The sequence below is a fragment of the Ralstonia pickettii genome (assembly GCF_030582395.1).
Lineage (GTDB): Bacteria > Pseudomonadota > Gammaproteobacteria > Burkholderiales > Burkholderiaceae > Ralstonia > Ralstonia pickettii_D.
The window spans coordinates 2,629,263-2,650,345 of sequence record NZ_CP104381.1 but is presented as its reverse complement, the minus strand read 5'-3'; the positions used below and the strand labels follow the sequence as shown (position 1 = coordinate 2,650,345).

19 protein-coding genes are annotated in these 21,083 nt (G+C 63.7%); 8 read left to right on the top strand and 11 right to left on the bottom strand.

The window, feature by feature from the left end; genetic code table 11:
* Positions 1 to 360 precede the first annotated feature (360 nt).
* The 5 genes from N5B55_RS12840 to N5B55_RS12820 form a co-directional block, all read right to left on the bottom strand.
* A complete protein-coding gene (locus tag N5B55_RS12840) occupies positions 361 to 1,398 on the bottom strand; it encodes a response regulator (protein WP_304538373.1) in 1,038 nt (345 codons plus the stop codon).
* Positions 1,399 to 1,548: 150 nt separating this feature from the next.
* Positions 1,549 to 3,009, bottom strand: a complete 1,461-nt coding sequence (locus N5B55_RS12835) for an NAD(P)(+) transhydrogenase (Re/Si-specific) subunit beta (protein WP_304538372.1) — start codon at positions 3,007 to 3,009, stop codon at positions 1,549 to 1,551.
* Positions 3,006 to 3,335, bottom strand: a complete 330-nt coding sequence (locus N5B55_RS12830; protein WP_024979075.1) for an NAD(P) transhydrogenase subunit alpha — start codon at positions 3,333 to 3,335, stop codon at positions 3,006 to 3,008. Before N5B55_RS12830 ends, N5B55_RS12835 begins: the two co-directional genes overlap by 4 nt.
* A 68-nt stretch (positions 3,336 to 3,403) precedes the next feature.
* Positions 3,404 to 3,766, bottom strand: coding sequence for an aspartate 1-decarboxylase (gene panD / locus N5B55_RS12825; protein WP_009241493.1), 363 nt, complete (start codon positions 3,764 to 3,766; stop codon positions 3,404 to 3,406).
* A gap of 82 nt (positions 3,767 to 3,848) precedes the next feature.
* A complete protein-coding gene (locus N5B55_RS12820) occupies positions 3,849 to 4,988 on the bottom strand; it encodes a Re/Si-specific NAD(P)(+) transhydrogenase subunit alpha (protein WP_012762879.1) in 1,140 nt (379 codons plus the stop codon).
* Between the two features lie 287 nt (positions 4,989 to 5,275).
* Between N5B55_RS12820 and N5B55_RS12815 the strand changes: the two genes are divergently transcribed.
* The 3 genes from N5B55_RS12815 to N5B55_RS12805 all read left to right on the top strand — a co-directional run bounded on the left by N5B55_RS12815 (position 5,276) and on the right by N5B55_RS12805 (position 8,567).
* A complete protein-coding gene (locus N5B55_RS12815; protein ID WP_304538371.1) occupies positions 5,276 to 5,770 on the top strand; it encodes an NUDIX hydrolase in 495 nt (164 codons plus the stop codon).
* Positions 5,767 to 6,879, top strand: coding sequence for a tRNA 2-thiouridine(34) synthase MnmA (mnmA, locus tag N5B55_RS12810; protein ID WP_304538370.1), 1,113 nt, complete (start codon positions 5,767 to 5,769; stop codon positions 6,877 to 6,879). Before N5B55_RS12815 ends, mnmA begins: the two co-directional genes overlap by 4 nt.
* Positions 6,880 to 6,968: 89 nt before the next feature.
* Positions 6,969 to 8,567: an FMN-binding glutamate synthase family protein gene (locus tag N5B55_RS12805; protein WP_304538369.1), complete on the top strand. Its 1,599-nt coding sequence runs from the start codon at positions 6,969 to 6,971 to the stop codon at positions 8,565 to 8,567.
* Between the two features lie 20 nt (positions 8,568 to 8,587).
* On the opposite strand, the gene N5B55_RS12800 is transcribed toward N5B55_RS12805, so the two are convergent.
* A complete protein-coding gene (locus tag N5B55_RS12800) occupies positions 8,588 to 9,196 on the bottom strand; it encodes a glutathione S-transferase (RefSeq protein WP_009277383.1) in 609 nt (202 codons plus the stop codon).
* Positions 9,197 to 9,435: 239 nt separating this feature from the next.
* Here N5B55_RS12800 and purB point away from each other — a divergent pair, with 239 nt between their 5' ends.
* From purB to N5B55_RS12780, 4 genes are all read left to right on the top strand, one after another.
* Positions 9,436 to 10,809, top strand: a complete 1,374-nt coding sequence (gene purB / locus N5B55_RS12795) for an adenylosuccinate lyase (RefSeq protein ID WP_178960664.1) — start codon at positions 9,436 to 9,438, stop codon at positions 10,807 to 10,809.
* Between the two features lie 263 nt (positions 10,810 to 11,072).
* Positions 11,073 to 11,654: a cytochrome b gene (locus N5B55_RS12790; RefSeq protein WP_304538368.1), complete on the top strand. Its 582-nt coding sequence runs from the start codon at positions 11,073 to 11,075 to the stop codon at positions 11,652 to 11,654.
* A gap of 99 nt (positions 11,655 to 11,753) precedes the next feature.
* Entirely contained in the window at positions 11,754 to 12,326 is a 573-nt protein-coding gene (locus N5B55_RS12785; RefSeq protein ID WP_009241485.1) for a YceI family protein, read from the top strand.
* Between the two features lie 66 nt (positions 12,327 to 12,392).
* The gene (locus N5B55_RS12780) at positions 12,393 to 12,989 is read left to right on the top strand and encodes a YceI family protein (protein WP_065859679.1); all 597 of its coding nucleotides are present in this window, start codon (positions 12,393 to 12,395) and stop codon (positions 12,987 to 12,989) included.
* Between the two features lie 95 nt (positions 12,990 to 13,084).
* Here the strand turns inward: N5B55_RS12780 and secF are convergent, their stop codons facing one another.
* The 5 genes from secF to queA form a co-directional block, all read right to left on the bottom strand.
* Complete coding sequence (gene secF, locus N5B55_RS12775; RefSeq protein WP_024979064.1) at positions 13,085 to 14,056, bottom strand: protein translocase subunit SecF; 972 nt, start codon at positions 14,054 to 14,056, stop codon at positions 13,085 to 13,087.
* 75 nt (positions 14,057 to 14,131) lie between these two features.
* Positions 14,132 to 16,021: a protein translocase subunit SecD gene (secD, locus tag N5B55_RS12770; RefSeq protein ID WP_304538367.1), complete on the bottom strand. Its 1,890-nt coding sequence runs from the start codon at positions 16,019 to 16,021 to the stop codon at positions 14,132 to 14,134.
* A 110-nt stretch (positions 16,022 to 16,131) separates the two neighbouring features.
* Entirely contained in the window at positions 16,132 to 16,464 is a 333-nt protein-coding gene (gene yajC / locus N5B55_RS12765; RefSeq protein ID WP_004632835.1) for a preprotein translocase subunit YajC, read from the bottom strand.
* A gap of 105 nt (positions 16,465 to 16,569) precedes the next feature.
* Entirely contained in the window at positions 16,570 to 17,721 is a 1,152-nt protein-coding gene (tgt, locus tag N5B55_RS12760) for a tRNA guanosine(34) transglycosylase Tgt (protein WP_304538366.1), read from the bottom strand.
* A gap of 2 nt (positions 17,722 to 17,723) precedes the next feature.
* Positions 17,724 to 18,794: a tRNA preQ1(34) S-adenosylmethionine ribosyltransferase-isomerase QueA gene (gene queA / locus N5B55_RS12755; RefSeq protein ID WP_304538365.1), complete on the bottom strand. Its 1,071-nt coding sequence runs from the start codon at positions 18,792 to 18,794 to the stop codon at positions 17,724 to 17,726.
* Positions 18,795 to 18,925: 131 nt separating this feature from the next.
* Here queA and recG point away from each other — a divergent pair, with 131 nt between their 5' ends.
* Complete coding sequence (gene recG, locus N5B55_RS12750) at positions 18,926 to 21,073, top strand: ATP-dependent DNA helicase RecG (RefSeq protein WP_304538364.1); 2,148 nt, start codon at positions 18,926 to 18,928, stop codon at positions 21,071 to 21,073.
* Positions 21,074 to 21,083 lie beyond the last annotated feature (10 nt).

Below are 21,083 nucleotides of genomic sequence, written 5' to 3'. Positions count from 1 at the left end.
CTCGTCGATCAACAGCGGGGCAACGGGAATCGTGCAACCGTGTACCGTGACCAGATTGGAACGATGCACTTCCCTGACATCCGCAACGCGCACTGCTTGAACGCGCGGCCCGCTGCTGCATCCCAAATCGTCTCTCAAGGAGAATCCCGCACAGTAATGAACTCGGGGGGCCGTACCGCATGTTGCATGCCGGCACCCGTGTTCGCCATGATGCCGCAGCTATGCCACGCATGCATCAAGGCGATTCAACCGCGCCATGCTCTGACGTCATGGCTGCCGAATGACCCAATCGATTGTACTTGTCCAATGTGACCCACACAATGCGGAAACCCGCAGTGCAGAGCAAAGCAAAACACCACCTCAGCGTGATTTGCGGCCGGTGAGCGTATCCGGGTCCTGCTTATAGTTGGTAAGGAACTGGGTGTAGCTGTAGACCTGCGCCGGCAGCAGATGGCTGGGCATGTCGAACAGCGCGTAGTAGTACGGCTCGCGGCCTTGGCACACCTCTGCAGGCAGGCAATATTGTTCCCATTCGACGCAGGCCGGGGTGTACATGCCGTCGCCGGGCCAGAAGAACGGGACGATCTGCTTGTCGTGCAGTCCCTTGAGCAGCGCGTCGGGCGCGTTGTAGGCCTCGGCGTTTTCAAGGTGCGTAAGCATGCTCGCGTTGGTCTCGATGACCATGAGTGTCGCCCGCCCATCGGCCGTGAGCAGCAGCACGCCGGCGGGGTGCGGATACAGGTAGTACTCGATGAAGCGGTACCGCGTGGACAGTTCGCGCACGAGCCGTGTGATCGCCGCGTCTGAGAGGAAGCTGAACGAGTGGCGCGACAGCAGATCGCGCAGTGTGCTCGACAGGTTGCTGAAGTAGCGAACCTGCAATGCCTCGATTTCGGCGCTGAGCCGCTCGGCCATCGCCGGATTGTCTTTCTTGATGTAGCGGTCGATCAGGCCGTCGTTGAAACCCTGCACGGCGATGTTCTCGTCGGCCATGCCGGTGAGCAGGATCGTCATGCATGGCAAATCTTTGAGCTTCGAGCAAAACTCCAGCCCGTTCATGCGCGGCATGGAGTAATCCACGACGATGACGGAAGGCTGCAGGAAGCGGTTGACCTCGTGGATCTGGCGGTAGACGCGGTCGACATCGAGCTGGATCGTGCGGCGCTCGGTCGAGAACGTCAGATCGTCGTGGGTGACGCGTACCGGCAGAAAACCCGGCATGCGCAGCGAATGCCACTGGCGCAGCCACGCCAGCGCCTCTTCCGGCTCATTGAAGGCCAGCAGCGCACGCGATGGGTCCATCTGGAACCCAAGGCTTTCCACGAACGATTGGCTGTCGTCGACCACCACCGTCAGGGTGGGGTGGAAATAGACCGGCAGGGCGCTGTCCTGTTGCATACGTCGGGAGAAGTCGGAAGAGGGCTGGGTGCAGCGCACGGTCGGTGTGGCCGGCGCTGCCCGTTTCCACTACGTTACTGTCTGCCGCCGCCGGGAGCAAGCGGAACCCACCTGACCTGACGGACCGTTGACGACCGTCAGTGCGCCGCTTTACTCGACGGATTTCACCATGTCCTCGACGACCTTCTTGGCGTCGCCGAACACCATCATGGTCTTGTCCATGTAGAACAGCTCGTTGTCGAGCCCGGCGTAGCCGGCGTTCATCGAGCGCTTGTTCACGATGATGGTTTTCGCCTTGTAGGCTTCCAAAATTGGCATGCCGGCAATGGGCGACTTCGGATCGTTCTTGGCTGCGGGGTTGACCACGTCATTGGCGCCCAGCACCAGCACCACGTCGGCCTGACCGAACTCACCGTTGATATCTTCCATCTCGAAGACCTGGTCGTACGGCACTTCGGCCTCGGCCAGCAGCACGTTCATGTGGCCCGGCATGCGGCCTGCGACCGGGTGGATTGCGTATTTGACCGTCACGCCCTTGTCCGACAGCTTTTCGGTCAGCTCCTTCAGGGCGTGCTGCGCGCGCGCCACGGCCAGGCCGTAGCCGGGAACAATGATGACCGTCTCGGCGTTGCCCATGAGGAAGGCGGCGTCATCCGGTGAGCCCGATTTGACCGGGCGTTGCTGCCCGCCACCGCCGGCTGCTGCGCCGGCCGAAGCCTCCGAGCCGAAGCCGCCCAGGATCACGTTGAAGAACGACCGGTTCATCGCCTTGCACATGATGTAAGACAGAATTGCACCGGATGAACCCACCAGCGAACCGGCGATGATCAGCATCGGGTTGTTGAGCGAAAAGCCGATGCCGGCCGCCGCCCAGCCCGAGTACGAGTTCAGCATCGACACCACGACCGGCATATCGGCGCCGCCGATCGGGATGATGATCAGCACGCCCAGCACAAAGGCGATGGCCGTCATGATGATGAACGGCAGCCAGCTCTGGCTCAGGAAGAACAGGATGCCGAAGCCGAGCATGGCCACCGCCAGCAGCAGGTTCAGCATGTGCTGGCCCGCAAACTGCACCGGCGCGCCCTGGAACAGGCGGAACTTGTATTTGCCCGACAGCTTGCCGAAGGCGATGACCGAACCCGAGAAGGTGATGGCGCCCACGAACGTGCCGATGAACAACTCCACGCGGTTGCCCAGCGGCAGCACGTTGTCACCGGCCATCGTGATGCCGAAGGCCGACGGCTCGGCCACGGCCGCCGTGGCGATGCACACCGCCGCCAAGCCGATCAGCGAGTGCATGGCGGCCACCAGCTCGGGCATCTTGGTCATCTCGACCGTGCGCGCCACGCAGGCGCCGATGCCCCCGCCCACCACCAGGCCCGCGAAGATCAGGATGAAACCCGTGGAGGTACCGCTCTCGGTGCCGGCAAACATCTCGGCCTTGAGCTTGTAGATGAGCGCAATGGTCGTGACGGCGGCGATGGCCATGCCGGTCATGCCGAATGCGTTGCCGCGCCGCGCCGTGGTCGGGTGAGAAAGCCCCTTGAGCGCCTGGATGAAGCAGACCGACGCCAGCAGATACAGCAGGGTAACGAGGTTCATGCTCATTGCTTGGCTCCCTCGCTCTGACCGCCCTTGGCCTTCGGCTCTTTCTTCTTGAACATCTCCAGCATGCGCTGGGTGACCAGGAAGCCGCCAAACACGTTCACTGCCGCCAATGCCACCGCCACCACGCCCATCGTGCGGCCCAGGCCCGTTTGCGTGAGGCCCGCCGCCAGCATGGCGCCGACGATGATGATGGCCGAGATGGCATTCGTCACGGCCATCAGCGGCGTATGCAGCGCCGGCGTGACCGTCCAGACCACGTGGTAGCCGACGTAGATCGCCAGCACGAAGATGATCAGATTGATCACCGTGTGATTGACCAGCTCCATTTGCTCCTCCTCGCTTCTTGGTCGATGTGCAAAGCGGCCAGGTCGCGCAGACCCGGCCGCCCGGCGCGTCAGGTTTCCTTGATGGCCTTGATCTTGTTGCCCTCGCCCAGCAGCACGACCTTGGGCTTGTAGCTGGCGACTTCTTCTTCGTTCATCGGCGCGTAAGTGCAGATGATCAGCAGATCACCCACGTGCGCGCGGCGCGCTGCGGCGCCGTTGAGCGAGATTTCGCCCGAGCCGCGCTTGCCCTTGATGATGTAGGTGGAGAAACGCTCGCCATTGTTGACGTTGTACAGCTCGATCTTTTCGTATTCCCGCATGTCAGCGGCGTCGAGGAGGTCCTCGTCAATACCGCATGAACCTTCGTAGTCCAGATCAGCCTGGGTGACCGTCGCGCGGTGCAGCTTGGCGCGAAGCATGTTGCGTTGCATGAAGCTTTCCTTGAAACAAAAATGAAATCGCCACTGGCGGCCACGCCGGGGTGTGACGCCCGGCAGGCCGCCGTCTCCGTTCTTATTTGGCTGCGCTCGTGGCTGCGGGAGCGCGCACCACCTGGCCGGCCTGGCTGAGCAGGCAGGCGGCCACGATGTCGTCTTCGCGGTTGATGTTCAGGCCGCCATCCTTGTCGATGATCAGCTTGAGGAAATCGAGCACGTTGCGGGCGTAGAGGGCAGAGGCGTCGGCCGCCACCATCGACGCGAGGTTGGTGTAACCCACCAGCGTGACGCCGTGCTTGACGACCACGCGGTCGGCTTCGGTCAGCGGGCAGTTGCCGCCCTGCGCAGCCGCCAGATCGACGACGACCGAGCCCGGCTTCATCGCCTGCACGGTCGCTTCCGATAGCAGCGTCGGCGCGCGACGGCCGGGGATCAGCGCCGTCGTGATGACGATGTCGGCCTGACTTGCGCGCGTGTGCACGAGTTCCGCCTGTCGGCGCATCCAGTCGGGCGGCATCGGCCGCGCGTAGCCGCCCACGCCCTGGGCAATCTCGCGCTCTTCGTCCGTCAGGAACGGAACGTCGAGGAATTTGGCGCCCAGCGATTCGATCTGCTCTTTCACGGCCGGGCGCACGTCGGATGCCTCAATGACGGCACCGAGGCGCTTGGCCGTGGCGATGGCCTGCAGCCCGGCCACACCCGCGCCCAGGATCAGCACGCGCGCGGCTTTTACGGTGCCGGCGGCCGTCATCAGCATCGGCATGAAGCGCTGGTAATGGTTGGCCGCCACCATCACGGCTTTGTAGCCTGCGATGTTGGCCTGGGAAGAGAGCACATCCATGCTTTGCGCACGCGTCGTGCGCGGCGCGGCCTCAAGCGCGAACGCGGTGACGTTGGCGGCGGCTAGGCGCGCCGTGTTTTCGTCATCGAACGGGTTGAGCATGCCGACCAGCACGGCGCCCGGCTGCATCTGCGCCAGTTCGGCCGCTTCCGGTGAGCGGACCTTGAGCACGATCTGCGCGCCAAGCGCTTCGGCGGCGGTGCCGATCCTGGCACCAGCGGCCACATAGGCTTCGTCAGGTTGGGCGGCAGCGACGCCAGCACCCGATTGCACCGTCACCTGATGGCCAAGCGCCACGTACTTTTTCACCGTTTCCGGGGTCGCGGCAACGCGCGTCTCGTCCGCCCGCGTCTCCTGCGGGATGCCGATGTGCATCGTGTTCTCTCCTCGCTGATTATGTTTAGGATGCGCGCGAAGTGAACGAAGGCGCGCTGGATCAGGATCGACGTGCAGCTTACCCGAACTTTTTGGCGCACGGACGCTCGTCGAATGCCATGTCGAATACCTAAACCGACATGGAATGCGGAGCGATCCTGCGCAAACGTGTGCTCAATTGCTCACAAATGCGAATGGACGTGCCATGCCCGTGTTCAACGCCCCGGGGCAAGCGGGGAGGGCGGCCTGCAGCTACAATAACGCCTTGTTTTTGTTGCCTTTTTGCCATGAACCAAGCTGTCCGCTGGAAACCCAGCGTAACCGTTGCCGCCGTCATTGAACAAGATGGGCGCTTTCTGCTGGTTGAGGAGCACACCGACGTCGGCTTGCGCCTGAACCAGCCTGCCGGCCATCTCGACCCGGACGAAAGCCTGGTCGATGCCGTCGCACGCGAGGCGCTGGAAGAAACCGCGTACAGCTTTGTGCCGACCGCCTTCCTGGGCTGCTACATGGCGCAGTTCCAACCGCCGCAAGGGGATCCGGTCACCTACGTCCGGATGGCATTTACCGGCGAGCTTGGCCCCCAAGATCCGCGCCGCAGCCTGGACGATGGCATCGTTCGCACTGTCTGGATGACGCCGGATGAAATCCGCGCCAGCCGCGAGCGCCATCGCAGCCCGTTGTTGCTCGCGTGCGTTGAAGACTACCTGGCCGGCAAGCGATACCCGCTCGACGTCATCCATACGCACGCCAGCGTGTACGGGCTGGGAGCGCAGCTATGAGCAAGAAGCGCATCGTCGTGGGGATGTCCGGCGGGGTGGATTCGTCCGTCACTGCGTGGCTACTCAAGCAGCAGGGCTATGACGTCGTCGGCCTGTTCATGAAGAACTGGGAAGACGATGACGACAGCGAATACTGCTCAACCCGGCAGGACTGGATCGACGTGGTCTCGGTGGCCGACCTGATCGGCGTTGACGTCGAAGCCGTCAACTTTGCCGCGGAGTACAAAGACCGCGTGTTTGCGGACTTCCTGCGCGAATACTCCGCCGGCCGCACGCCCAATCCCGACGTGCTCTGCAACGCCGAGATCAAGTTCAAGGCCTTCCTCGACCACGCGATGGCGCTTGGCGCCGACACGATTGCGACAGGGCATTACGCCCGCGTGCGCGAGGTCGACGGCCGTTTCGAGCTGCTGAAGGCGTTCGATCATACGAAAGACCAAAGCTACTTCCTGCACCGCCTGAACCAGGCGCAGCTCTCGCGCACGCTCTTCCCGCTGGGCGAGATGCCGAAGACGAAGGTGCGGGAAATCGCCGCCGAGATCGGTCTGCCCAACGCCAAGAAGAAGGATTCCACGGGGATCTGTTTTATCGGCGAGCGGCCGTTCCGCGATTTCCTGAATCGCTACCTGCCGACCAAGCCCGGCCCGATCAAGACGCCCGACGGCAAGACCATCGGCGAACACATCGGCCTGGCGTTCTACACGCTGGGACAGCGCAAGGGCATCGGCATCGGCGGCAGTCGCGACGGTAACGGCGACGCCTGGTACGTGGCGCGCAAGGACATGGCGGCCAATACGTTGTACGTCGTGCAGGGGCACGACCACCCGTGGCTGCTGGCGCATACGGTACACGCCGATGATTTGAGTTGGGTGGCTGGCCAAGCTCCGGTCGAGGGCACCGACCTTGGGGCCAAGACGCGTTATCGCCAGGCGGATGCGCCTTGCACGGTCGCACGCGCGGCCGACGGCGCGCTCACGCTGGCCTTCCCCGAGGCGCAGTGGGCTGTCACGCCAGGCCAGTCCGCCGTGCTGTACGACGGCGAGGTCTGCCTGGGCGGCGGCATTATTTCGGCAGCTGAGCCGGCTGTCGCCGAAAAGGCGATCGCCTAAGCGGTTTTCGCAACACTGCGTTGTGGTGGCTGCGGCGGTTGCGGCACTCGTTTAAGCTTGCGCCCTGATTCGTCTCCACAGGGTTGGTCATGCTGCCACGTCGTTACTGGGCCTTTGCGGGCGTTGTGCTGCTGTTTGCCGTCACCGCCGGCTTTGCGATAGCGGGGCGTCTGCATTGGGTGTGCGCGGTCATCCCGGGCCTGTTCGTCATCCTGGGCGTGCACGACGTCACGCAGACGCGCCATTCGGTGCTGCGCAACTACCCGCTCTGGGGCCATTTCCGCTTCCTGTTCGAGTTCATTCGCCCGGAAATCCGCCAGTACTTCGTTGAAGACGACACGGACGAGAAGCCGTTTTCGCGCGCCCAGCGCAGCATCGTTTACCAGCGCGCCAAGGGCGAAGTCGATAGCCGTCCGTTCGGCACCGAAGTTGATGTGAAGGTGGCCGGGCACGAGTGGATTGGCCATTCGTTGGCGCCTACGCGCATTGCCTCGTCGGACTTTCGCGTGATGGTGGGCGAAGGGCGCGCCAAGCCGTATTCGATGTCGGTGTTCAATATCTCGGCGATGAGCTTCGGCGCACTGTCGGGCAATGCCATTCGCGCGCTCAATCGCGGTGCGAAGCTTGGCAACTTCATCCATGACACGGGCGAGGGTTCGATCTCGCCATACCACCGCGCAGAGGGCGGCGACCTGATCTGGGAAGTGGCGTCGGGCTATTTTGGCTGCCGTGACGCCGACGGCCGCTTCGATCCGGACCGCTTTGCCGAGCAGGCGCGCAGCCCGCAGGTGAAGATGATTGAGGTGAAGCTTTCGCAGGGCGCCAAGCCGGGGCACGGCGGCGTATTGCCCGCCGCCAAGGTCACGCCCGAGATTGCCGCCACGCGCGGCATTCAGATCGGCAAGGACTGCATCTCGCCGGCGGCACATTCGGAGTTCAGCACGCCGCTGGGTTTGCTGCAGTTCGTCGATCGTCTGCGTACGCTGTCGGGCGGCAAGCCGACCGGCTTCAAGCTGTGCATCGGCCATCCGTGGGAGTTCTTCGGCATCGTCAAGGCAATGCTGGACTCGGGCATCCTGCCGGATTTCATCGTTGTCGACGGCGCGGAGGGCGGTACGGGCGCGGCTCCGCTGGAATTTACCGACCACGTCGGCACGCCGCTGCAGGAAGGGCTGCTGCTGGTGCACAACACGCTCGTGGGCACCAACCTGCGCGACAAGATCAAGATCGGCGCGTCAGGCAAGATCGTCACGGCGTTTGACGTCGCCCGTACGCTGGCAATGGGCGCCGACTGGTGCAACGCTGCGCGCGGCTTCATGTTTGCGCTGGGCTGCATCCAGGCGCAGAAGTGCCACACCGACCGTTGCCCGACCGGCGTGGCGACACAGGACCCGTCTCGGCAGAAAGCGCTGGTGGTGCCCGACAAAGCGGAACGCGTGCATCAATATCACGCGCACACGCTGCATGCGCTGCTGGAACTGACGCAGGCGGCGGGCTTGCAGCATCCGGCGGATTTCCGCGCGCACCACATCGTGCGGCGCGTGTCTGGCAACGAGGTGCAGTTGTTGTCCACGCTGCTCAAATACCTGGAACCCGGCGATCTGCTGGCCGGGCGGTACCGCTATCAACTCTATGAACGCTACTGGCCGATGGCCCAGGCCGAACGGTTTGATCCGGTGGCTGTGTAACCTTGGACTATTGCCATCGATTACTGCGGCTGGGTTTCCATGAAACTCGGCCGTTTTTCCATGCGTGCGTAGAACGTGGCAAGGTTCGCGTGACGCTCGCGCCAGTCGATCTGCGGCTGGCGGAAATCCAGGTAGGCAAGCGCGCAGCCGACCGCGATGTCGGCCAGCGTCAGATGGTTTCCGTTGCACCAGGTCTTGTCGGCCAGGCCTTGCGACATGGCTTGCAGCGCCTGATCGATCTTGTGGCTTTGGCGTGCAAGCCACGTTTCGCTGCGCTGCTCCGGCGTGCGCTGCGTGTGTTCAATGCGCAGCATGAGCGCGGCGTCGAGCAGGCCGTCGGCCAGCGCCTCCCAGCAGCGCACCTCCACGCGTTCACGGCTTGATGGCGGAATGAGGCGCGCCACCGGCGATAGCGTATCCGCGTATTCGGCAATCACGCGCGAGTCGAACAGGGCGCCGCCGTCGTCCATCACCAGGCAGGGGACCTTGCCGAGCGGGTTGAACTGGTGGATCTGCGTAGCTGCGCTCCACACGTCTTCCAGCACGAACTGGTAGTCGATTTTCTTTTCAGCCAGGACCACGCGCACCTTGCGGGTGTACGGGCTGGCGTGCGATCCGATCAGTTTCATAGGCTTGTCATGTTGGAGGCGGAAGTATAGCCGCGCACTTCCCCGAGTGCGTTGGGCGGCGCCTGAGCCCAACTCAACCAAACGGAGGCTTGCTCTAAGCCGGATTGGCCGTGAAAGGCAGGTGCCGGGTGGTAAAATCGCGGGCTCGCTTGGGTGCGCGTATGCACCTTGGTTGAACGCGCAATGCCGCGTCCGGGTTGTCCGGATTGAGATTCCCTTCACATTTTTTCCCGCCTGCCATGTCGTCGCTTTCCGCCCTGACCGCTCTGTCTCCCATCGATGGCCGCTACGCTGCCAAGGCCGATCCGCTGCGCGAGTGGCTGTCGGAAGCCGCTTTCATGCGCAACCGCGTGAAGGTGGAGGTGCACTGGCTGATCGCCTTGTCGCAGGCCGGGCTGGCCGAGATCCCGCGTTTCTCGGCTGCTGCCGAGGGCGCACTGCTGGCGCTGGTCGAGAACTTTGCCGAGGCAGACGCCGCCCGTATCAAAGAAATCGAAGCCGTCACCAACCACGACGTGAAGGCCGTTGAGTACTGGATGAAGGAGCGCGTGCGCGGCAACGCCGAGCTGGAAGCCGCCAGCGAATTCATCCACTTCGCCTGCACGTCGGAAGACATCAACAACACGTCGCACGGCATGATGCTCAAGGGCGCCCGCGACACGGTGATCGTGCCGACGCTGCGCCGCGTTCAGGCTCGCCTGGTGGAGCTGGCGCATGCCAACGCCGACGTGCCGATGCTGTCCCGCACGCACGGCCAGCCGGCCAGCCCGACCACGCTGGGCAAGGAAATGGCCAACGTGGCCGCCCGCCTGGACCGCGCCATCCGCCGCATCGAAGCAGTCGAACTGCTGGGCAAGATGAACGGCGCGGTGGGTAACTACAACGCGCACCTGTCCGCATATCCGTCGCTGGACTGGGAGGCCTTCTCGAAGAACGTGATCGAAACGCGCCTGGGCCTGACGTTCAATCCGTACACCATCCAAATCGAGCCGCACGACTACATGGCCGAGCTGTTCGACGCCGTGGCGCGCGCCAACACGATCATCCTGGATCTGGACCGCGACGTCTGGGGCTACATCTCGCAAGGCTACTTCAAGCAGAAGACCAAGGCGGGCGAAATCGGCTCGTCGACCATGCCGCACAAGGTCAACCCGATCGACTTTGAAAATTCCGAAGGCAACGTCGGCCTGGCCAACGCGGTGCTGCGCCACCTGTCGGAAAAGCTGCCGGTGTCGCGCTGGCAGCGCGACCTGACGGATTCGACGGTGCTGCGCAATATCGGCGTGGCGTTCGGCTACAGCCTGCTCGCCTACGACGCCTGCCTGCGCGGCCTCGGCAAGCTGGAAACGAACCCCGCACGACTGGCGGAAGACCTGGATGCCTGCTGGGAAGTGCTGGCCGAGCCGGTGCAGACCGTGATGCGTCGGTACGGCATCGCCAACCCGTACGAGCAGCTCAAGGAACTGACGCGCGGCAAGGGCATTTCGCGCGAAGCGTTGCGTGAATTCATTGGCACGCTGGCGATTCCCGAAGACGCCCGCAAGCTGCTGTTGGACATGACGCCGGCCAGCTACATCGGCAAAGCTGAGGAACTGGCCCGCCGTATCGCCTGATTGTTGCAAAAATTTGGTGGTGCCTTCTGAAGAACGGCCCGCTCTCGAATCCGAGGGCGGGCCGTTTTGTTTGGTGCGCTCCGCAGAACGCTCAACCGCGCCGTTGCCAGAAAGCTGCCAGATCAATCAAAAAATTTGAATCGGTTCGTGAACTTAGCGCCGACTTGCCCAGTCGGATCGCGCAAATAATGCACAATCGCTTGGCCCCGTGGTCTTACCCGCAGGCGCCGCCAACTGAGCGCTCCAAAACACCGAGAGAACCGATGTCACAAGCCGCCCACTCGAATCCCGCCATGCGCGGCGCCGCTGACCCCGGCGCCTATACCAAGCCGGCGATTGCGATGCACTGGATCATCGCGCTGCTGATCTTCGCGGCCTTCGGGCTCGGTCTGTACATGACCGATATCCCAGGCTTTACGCCCACCAAGCTGAAACTGTTCTCGTATCACAAATGGATCGGCATCACGGTGCTGATTCTTGCTGTGCTGCGCGTGCTGTGGCGCTTGACGCATCCCGCGCCGGGCCCCGTGCCGGGCATGCCGAAGTGGCAACACGCCGCCGCGGAAGCCGCGCACGTGGGGTTGTATCTGTTGATTCTGGCAGTGCCGCTGACCGGCTATCTGCTGAGCGTCGCGGCTGGCGTGAAGGTTGTCTATCTTGGCCTGTGGGAGCTGCCGATGCCGTTCGACAAGAGCGATGCGCTAAAGGACATCTTCGGCATGGCGCACGAATGGCTGAACTGGACCATGGCGGCCATCGTCGCGGTGCACATCCTGGCTGCGCTCAAGCATCACGTCGTCGATCGTGATGGCACGCTGCGTCGCATGGTGCCTTTCCTCCGCTGATTTCCCAATGCGTGGGTGCACGGTGCGTGCCGGTGCGCCCGCCTGTCCGTCCCGACCAAGACTGCCGGCATGATCCGGCCTGACTGAAGGAGTCTGATGATGAAACGTGTTGTGCGCCCCCGCGCCATCGCCCTGGTTGCAGCCGGCGCGCTGTCGATCGCTGCCGTATCGGTATCGGCCATCGCCCAGGTGGATGCCGCCAAGAGCAGCGTCACCGCCACCGGCAAGCAACTCGGTGTACCGATGGACATCAAGTTCGGCAAGTTCGATGCCGCCGTCAATTACAACCCGGCCAACGTGGCGGCCTCGACGGCGAAGGTCGACATCGATGTCACCAGCGTCGACGTGGGCAGCAAGGAATACAACGACGAACTGAAGAAGAAGGACTGGTTCGACACCGCCAAGTACCCGAAGGCCACGTTCGTGTCGTCGGCGTTCAAGCCCGGTGCGGGCGGCAAGGTGGACGTGGTCGGGAAGCTGACCATCAAGGGCATCACGCAGGATGTCACCGCACCCGTCACGTTCAAGCAAGAAGGCGCCAATCAGGTCTTTGAAGGCGCATTCCCGGTCAAGCGCAATGCATTCAAGGTAGGTGACGGTGAATGGAAAGACACGTCGGTCGTCTCCGACGACGTGACGATCAAGTTCCGCGTCGTCATTGCCAAGAAGTAATCGGTAGTGTCTCATCCCAACGTTTTCCCGGCCCTCGTTTGCCGCCTTTATTTCGCAGGAGTTTTCATGAAATTGCGTACCCTCGTTGCCGCACTGTCGGCCGTTGCTGCCACCGCCGCATTTGCCGCCCCCGCTACGTACCAGCTCGACCCGAGCCATACGTACCCGAGCTTTGAAGCCGACCACATGGGCGGTCTGTCGAAGTGGCGTGGCAAGTTCGAAAAGTCCAGCGGCACCGTGACGCTGGATCGCGCCGCCAAGACCGGGAGCATTGACGTGACCGTGCAGACCGACAGCATTGACTTCGGTCTTGCCAAGATGAACGAGCACGCGAAGAGCGCCGAGATCTTCGACGTGGCCAAGTACCCGACCGCCACGTTCAAGGGCAACTTCACGAAGTTCAAGGGCGACGTGCCGACCGAAGCTGAAGGCCAACTGACGCTGCACGGTGTGACCAAGCCGGCCAAGCTGCAAATCGACGCGTTCAAGTGCATTCAGCATCCGATGCTCAAGCGTGAAGTCTGCGGCGCCGATGCCGAGATGACCTTCAAGCGCGATGACTTCGGCGTCGATTACGGCAAGGCCTACGGTTTCAACATGGAAACCAAGCTGAAGATCCAGGTCGAAGGCATCAAGCAAGACGCCAACGTCGCACAGCAGTAAGCCAGGCGATCACCAGTTCAAGAAAAAGCCCCGCAATTGCGGGGCTTTTTTGTTGCCCGGAGGAATGCATCCTCGGGCATTGGGCGGCAGCGTCTTCAGACCTGCGCGCCGAAATTCGGATCGTCTTCCTTCGGGCCGCCGGCCTTCTTCTCCGACTTGACCAAGTCTTCGCGCTTGACGCCCAGCCACATGCAGAGCGCAGCGGCCACAAACACCGACGAGTAGATGCCGAACAGAATACCGATCGTCAGGGCCACGGCAAAGTAGTGCAGCGTCGGGCCGCCGAACACCAGCATCGACACCACCATCATTTCGGTTGAGCCGTGGGTGATGATCGTGCGCGAGATGGTGCTGGTAATCGCATGATCGATCACCTCGTGCGTGTTCATCTTGCGGTACTTGCGGAACGCTTCGCGGATCCGGTCGAAAATCACCACGGATTCGTTGACCGAATAGCCCAGCACCGCCAGCACCCCCGCCAGCACCGACAGCGAGAACTCCCACTGGAAGAAGGCGAAGAAGCCCAGGATGATCACGACGTCGTGCAGGTTGGCGATCACGCCCGCCACGGCAAATTTCCATTCGAAGCGGATCGACAGATAGATCACGATGCCGATCACCACGAACAGCAGCGCCAGCAGGCCGTCAGTGGCGAGCTCCTTGCCGACCTGCGGCCCGACGAACTCGACGCGCTGCAGCTTGGCATCGGGATTGGCGGCATTCAGGGCCGTCATCACCTGCTGGCTTTGCACGGCCGAGGCGATGGGCTTGCCGTCCGGTCCGGTCTTGAGCGGCAGGCGGATCATCACATCGCGCGAGGTGCCGAAGTTCTGCACCTGCGCATCGGCATAGCCGAGCTTCTCAACGTCGCCGCGGATCTTCGGCAGATCGGCGGCCTGGGTGTATGCGACTTCCATGACCGTACCGCCGGTGAACTCCACCGACAGGTGCAGCCCCTTGTGGAACAGGAAGAAGACAGCGGCGATAAACGTCAGGAACGACAGCGCGTTAAGAATCAACGCGTGCTTCATGAACGGAATGTCGCGGCGGATGCGGAAAAACTCCATGGTCTGCCCTTTGTGGCGACCGCCCCTTCGTGTGGGGCGGTGCCGGTTATGCGAGATTCGTGGTGGGTGGCGTGATTACTTGGCGGGCGATTCCGTGTTCGTATTGCCCGGCTTCCACACCTGCCCGATGGCGACGCTCTGCAGCTTCTTCTTGCGGCCGTACCAGAGGTTCACGAGACCGCGGTTGAAGAACACTGCCGAGAACATGGACGTCCCGATCCCCAGGCAGTGCACGATCGCAAAGCCACGTACCGGGCCTGAACCGAAGGCGATCAGCGCCAGGCCGGCAATGAGCGTCGTCACGTTCGAATCGAGGATGGTCGCCCAGGCGCGGTCGAAACCGGCGGCGATGGCCATCTGCGCCGATGCGCCGTTGCGCAGCTCTTCACGCACGCGCTCGTTGATCAGCACGTTGGCGTCAATGGCCATACCCAGCGCCAGCGCGATGGCCGCGATACCCGGCAGCGTGAGCGTGGCCTGCAGCATGGACAGCAGCGCGATCAGCAGGAACACGTTGACGCCGAGGGCCGCCACCGAGAACGCGCCGAACAGCATGTAGTAGAGCACCATGAACACCGAGATGGCGAGGAAGCCGTACAGCGCCGAATCGAAGCCCTTCTTGATGTTGTCGGCACCCAGCGACGGGCCGATGGTGCGTTCTTCGATGATTTCCATCGGCGCGGCCAGCGAGCCTGCGCGCAGCAGCAGCGCCAGGTCGGAAGCCGCCTCCGTCGAGCCCATGCCGGTGATCTGGAAGCGCGAGCCGAGTTCTGACTGGATGGTTGCCACCGTCAGCACCTCGCCCTTGCCCTTCTCAAAGAGCACGATGCCCATGCGCTTGCCGATGTTGTCACGCGAGACATCGCGCAGCATGCGGCCGCCCTGGCCGTCGAGCGTGATGTCGACCGACGAATTGTGGTTCTGGTCGAAGCCCGCCGAGGCGCTCGTGATGCGGTCCCCCGTGAAGATCACCTGCTTCTGCAGCAGGACGGGAGCGCTGCGCCCTTGCGTGAACAGCTCGTCGCCCAGCGGTACCGGATCGCCGGCACGCGGCACAAGCGGCGCGTTCGGATCGGCCAGGCGCGCTTCCAGCGTTGCCGTGCGGCCGATGATGTCCTTGGCCTTGGCGGTGTCCTGCACGCCGGGCAGCTGCACGACGATGCGGTCCGGGCCCTGTTGCTGGATCACCGGTTCAGCCACGCCGAGTTCGTTGACCCGGTTGTGCAGCGTGACGATGTTCTGCTTCACCGCGTTGTCCTGCACTTCCTTCATCGCGGCGGCGGTGAAGGTGCCGGTGAGCGTGGCGCCGTCGGCGTTCTTGTCCACGGCGTAGGCGAGTTCGCGGGTCGAGTCGGCCAGCAGCCCGCGGGCGCGGTCGGCGTCGTCCGGGTTGCTGAACTTGATCGTGATCGTATTGTTGTTGCGGTCGATGCCGCTGTGGCGGATGCCCTTGTCACGCAGCTGCGTACGGATGTCGCCGGCCAGCGAGTCGAGCTTCTTCGTCACGGCGCCGTTCATGTCGACCTGCAGCAGGAAGTGCACGCCACCGCGCAAGTCCAGGCCCAGGAACATCGGCTTGGCGAAGAACGGGGCGCCACTGAGCCACTGCGGGGAGCCCGGCAGCAGGTTCAACGCCACGATATAGGTCGGGTCGGCTTGATCGGTGTTCAGGCCGCGGGCCAGAACGTCCTTGGCCTTGAGCTGCGTGTCGGTGTCGGCAAAACGCACGCGCACGCTGGCGGAGGTGCCGTTGTTGTCGAAGAACACGCCGTCGGGTCGAATGCTCGCCGCAGCCAGCAGGCTCTCGACCTGCTTTTGCACGTTCAGGTCGACCTTGACGGTGGCTTTGCCAGAAGACACCTGCACGGCAGGCGCCTCACCGAAGAAGTTCGGCAGCGTATAGAGGAACCCAATGGCAAGCGCCACCAGGATCACAATGTATTTCCAGAGCGGATAGCGATTCATCTTGGAATGCAGAGAGGCGACGCCGAGGGGCGCGGGCGCGGATTCTTAGAATAGGCGCTGCCTGGGGTTCCGGCGCCGGCGCAATCGTGCGCGGCGCCTGGATGGGGCGATTACAGCGCCTTGAGCGTGCCCTTGGGCAGCACGGTCGTCACGGCGCTCTTCTGCACAGTGATTTCGGTGTTGGCAGCGATTTCCACGGTGACGTACTGCTCGGCCACCTTGCTCACCTTGCCGAGAATGCCGCCGGCGGTGACCACTTCGTCGCCCTTGGCCAGGGCTTCGAGCATCGCCTTGGTTTCTTTCTGGCGCTTCATTTGCGGGCGGATCATGATGAACCACAGCACCACGAACATCAGGATGATGGGCAGGAAGCTCATCAGGCCACCCGCGGCACCACCAGCTGCCGGTGCAGTTTGCGCGTAAGCGTCGGAAATCAGGAACACGTCAGAACTCCGTAATGGTTCGTCAATCGGTCAAAAATCGGACCCGACATTCTACCATTGCGATGCTGCGGCAAATGGGCGCGCCCGGCGCCCTGCGAAGGCGGCTTACAGGGCCCCGCGCGCGCGGTCTGCCGCAAAGCGCACCTGGAATGCGGCAAAGCCGTGCGACTCAATGGCGGCGCGCATTTCGGCCATCAGTTCCAGGTAGTAATAGAGGTTGTGGATCGTGTTCAGCCGGGCGCCCAGGATCTCGCCCACGCGCTGCAGGTGGTGCAGGTAGGCGCGCGAGAAGTTGCTGCACGTATAGCAGCCGCACGTCTCGTCCAGAGGGCGCGGATCATTGCGGTGTACCGCGTTCTTAATCTTGATATCGCCGAAGCGGGTGAAGAGCCAGCCGTTGCGCGCGTTGCGGGTCGGCATCACGCAGTCGAACATGTCGACGCCGCTGGCGACGCCCGCCACAAGGTCTTCCGGCGTGCCCACGCCCATCAGGTAATGCGGCTTGTTGGCAGGCAGGCGAGGCGCCACGTGCTGAAGCACGCGCATCATGTCTTCCTTGGGTTCTCCCACCGACAGGCCGCCGATCGCGTAGCCGCCGAAACCTTCGCCGCCTGCATCGGCGTCAATCGCTTGCAAGCCGGCCAGCGATTCATCGCGCAGGTTCTCGAACATCCCGCCCTGCACGATGCCGAACAGCGCATTCGGATTGTGTTCGCGCTCGAATTCGCTACGCGAGCGCTGTGCCCAGCGCAGGCTCATGCGCATCGAGGCGGCGGCTTCGGCCTCGGTGGCCGGGCGGTCGCCGATCTTGTAAGGCGTGCATTCATCGAACTGCATGACGATGTCCGAGTTCAGCCGGCGCTGGATCTGCATCGAGATCTCGGGCGACAGGAACAGCTTGTCGCCATTGATGGGAGACGCAAACGTCACGCCTTCTTCGGTGATCTTGCGCAGATCGCCCAGTGAAAACACCTGAAAACCGCCGGAATCCGTCAGGATGGGCTTGTCCCAGCCGTTGAAGCCGTGCAGGCCTTTGTGCGCGTCCATCACTTCCAGGCCCGGGCGCAGCCACAGGTGGAACGTGTTGCCCAGAATGATCTGCGCGCCAATGTCCTTCAGCTCCGCCGGGGACATCGCCTTGACCGCGCCATAGGTGCCCACCGGCATGAAGATGGGCGTTTCGACCACGCCGTGGTTCAGGGTCATGCGGCCGCGTCGGGCGAGGCCATCGGTGGTGAGCAGTTCGTACTTGAGCATGGTCAGAGCGATTGGGTTTCGCCGGGTTCGCCGGGTTCGGTTGGGGCGCGCGTCAGCAGCATGGCATCGCCATAACTGAAGAAGCGGTAGCGCTGGGCGATGGCGTGCTGATACGCCTCCCGGATGGCGCTCATGCCGGCAAACGCCGATACCAGCATCAGCAAGGTCGACTTGGGCAGGTGGAAGTTCGTCACCAGCAGGTCGACGGCGCGGAAGCGGTAGCCGGGGGTGATGAAGATGTCGGTCTCGCCGCTGCAGGCATTGAGCGTGCCATCCGGCTGCGCGGCCGATTCAAGCGCCCGCATCGACGTGGTGCCGACCGCGATGATGCGACCGCCGGCAGCTCGCGTGGCCCGAATGGCTTCGGCCAGTTCAGCCGTAATTTCGTACCACTCGCTGTGCATGCGGTGCTCGGCGATGTTTTCCACGCGCACCGGCTGGAACGTGCCCGCACCGACGTGCAGCGTGAGAAAGCCGCGCTGGATGCCCATGGCGTCCAGCTTGGCGAACAGCGCATCGTCGAAATGCAGCCCCGCCGTGGGTGCCGCCACGGCGCCCGGGTTGCGCGCATACACGGTCTGGTAGCGCGTCTCGTCGAAGCTGTCCGGGTCATGCTCGATGTAGGGCGGCAGCGGCAGGCGGCCGTATTGCTCGATCAGATCCAGCGCCGGCTGCGGAAAACGCAACGTGAAGAACGGCTCGGCGCGCGGGCCCACCGTCACGTCAAAGGCGTCGGCCAGGCGCAGTGTGGTGCCCTCGACCGGCGACTTGCTGGAGCGGATCTGCGCCAGCACCGTGTGCACGTCCAGCAGGCGCTCGACAAGCACCTCGACCTTGCCGCCGCTGGCCTTCTGGCCGAAAAAGCGGGCCTTGATGACACGGGTGTCGTTGAAAACCAGCAGGTCGCCGGGGCGCAGGTAGTCGGCCAGGTCGGCAAACTGGCGGTCTTCAAAATGCACGGCATCTCCCGCGCGGCGCACGGCCAGCAGGCGGCTCGCGGTGCGGTCGGGCAGGGCGGTTTGCGCGATCAGCTCAGGCGGCAGATCGAAATCGAAATCGGACAGCGTCAGCATGAAAAGTGGCGCAGACGTGGATTGCGCCAAGTGATGGTCGCGGGCGCCGGTACAATCGGGCGACTCGCAAAGTTCGCCATTGTAAACGTCCTGTGCCGTCTCGCGCCCGTTCCGCCACTGATGCTGCTCCTATGCCCGACGCTGATACTGCGGCGGCGCCCAAGCCAAAGCGCGCGGCCACGGCAGATAAAGCGGCCAAGGCCACGGCAAAATCGGCCCGCCCGGCCGACAAACTCGCCAAGCTGGGCCTGCATCGCGATGTCGATCTCGTCCTGCACCTGCCGATGCGCTACGAGGACGAGACCACGCTCCTGACCATTGCCGAAGCCACGGCGCGGGCCAATACCGGCTGGGCCGCGCAGGTGGAAGGCACGGTCACGCGCAATGAAGTGGCGTTCCGGCCGCGCCGGCAACTCGTCGTGCATATCGCCGATGACTCGGGCGAGCTGGTTCTACGCTTTCTCAACTTCTACAGCAGCCAGGTCAAGCAGATGGCCGAGGGCGTGCGCCTGCGTGTGCGCGGCGAGGTGCGCGGCGGCTTCTTCGGCGCCGAGATGGTGCACCCGACCGTGCGCGCGGTGGCGGAGGATGAACCGCTGCCCGACCGTCTGACACCGGTGTATCCGAGCACCGCTGGCGTGGCGCAGGCCTATTTGCGCAAGGCGATTCTGAACGCACTTGCGCGTACGCCGCTGCCGGAAACGCTGCCGAACAGCCTCATCACCGGTCCGCTCGCCCCGCTCAAGTTGATGACGCCCGCCGACGCCGTGCGCCTGCTGCATCAGCCGACGCCCGATGTCGACGAGCACAGCCTCGTCGAGCGCACGCACCCGGCGTGGCTGCGCATCAAGTTCGATGAACTGCTGTCGCAGCAGTTGTCGCTCAAGCGGGCGCAGGCCGCGCGCCGCATGCGCAATGCGCCCATCCTGCGCGACAGCGGCAAGGATGGGCTGCTCGCGCGGTTCATGAATGCGCTGCCGTTCAAGCTGACCGGCGCGCAGGCCCGCGTGTGGGATGAGATTCGCGCCGACCTCGCACACCCGTACCCGATGCAGCGGTTGCTCCAGGGCGACGTGGGCAGCGGCAAGACCGTCATTGCGGCGCTGGCGGCCTGCCAGGCCATCGATGCCGGCTGGCAGGCTGCGCTGATGGCGCCGACCGAACTCCTGGCCGAGCAGCACTATCGCAAGCTTTCTGCGTGGCTCGAACCGCTGGGTGTGGACATCGTCTGGCTGGCCGGCAGCCTCAAGCGCAAGCAGAAGGACGAGGCGGCCGCGCGCGTGGTCGCCGGCACCGCGCAACTCGTGATTGGCACCCACGCGCTGATTCAGGATGCGGTCACGTTCGCGCGCCTCGGCCTGGCGGTGGTGGATGAGCAGCATCGATTTGGCGTGGCGCAGCGGCTTGCCCTGCGCGGCAAGGCGAGCAATGGCGACGCACCCGCCGCCAACGCCCAGGTGCCGCATCAGCTGATGATGTCGGCCACGCCGATCCCGCGCACGCTGGCGATGACGTACTACGCTGACCTCGACGTTTCCGCCATCGACGAGTTGCCGCCCGGCCGCACGCCCATCGTCACGCGTCTGGTGAATGATGCGCGCCGCGACGAAGTGATTGAACGCATCTACGCTGCCGCCCGCGAAGGGCGACAGGTCTATTGGGTGTGCCCGCTGATCGAAGAGAGCGAGGCGCTGCAGCTGCAGACCGCCGTCGAAACCTTTGAAACGCTTTCGGAAAGTCTGCAGGGTCTGAAGGTCGGCCTCGTGCACGGACGCTTGCCATCCGCCGAGAAGGCCGCCGTGATGAGCGCCTTCGCCGGCGGTGACCTGCACGTGCTGGTCGCCACCACGGTCATCGAGGTGGGTGTGGACGTGCCCAATGCCTCGTTGATGGTGATTGAGCACGCCGAGCGCTTTGGCCTTGCGCAGCTGCACCAGCTACGCGGGCGGGTGGGGCGCGGCACAGCGGAATCCGTGTGCGTGCTGCTGTACCAGGCGCCGCTGTCGCCGACGGCCAAGCAGCGCCTGCAAACCATGCGCGAGACCACCGATGGTTTCGAAATCGCCCGGCGCGATCTGGAGATCCGCGGCCCCGGCGAGTTTCTCGGCGCGCGGCAGTCGGGCGAAGCGATGCTGCGCTTTGCCGACCTGAACCACGATGCATGGCTCGTCGAGTTTGCGCAGGGTGCGGCGGACGACATGCTCGCGCGGTTTCCCGAAGCCGTCGATACCCATCTGAAGCGCTGGCTGGGCGAGCGCGAGCACTACCTGCGCGTTTGAGGGCTGGGGC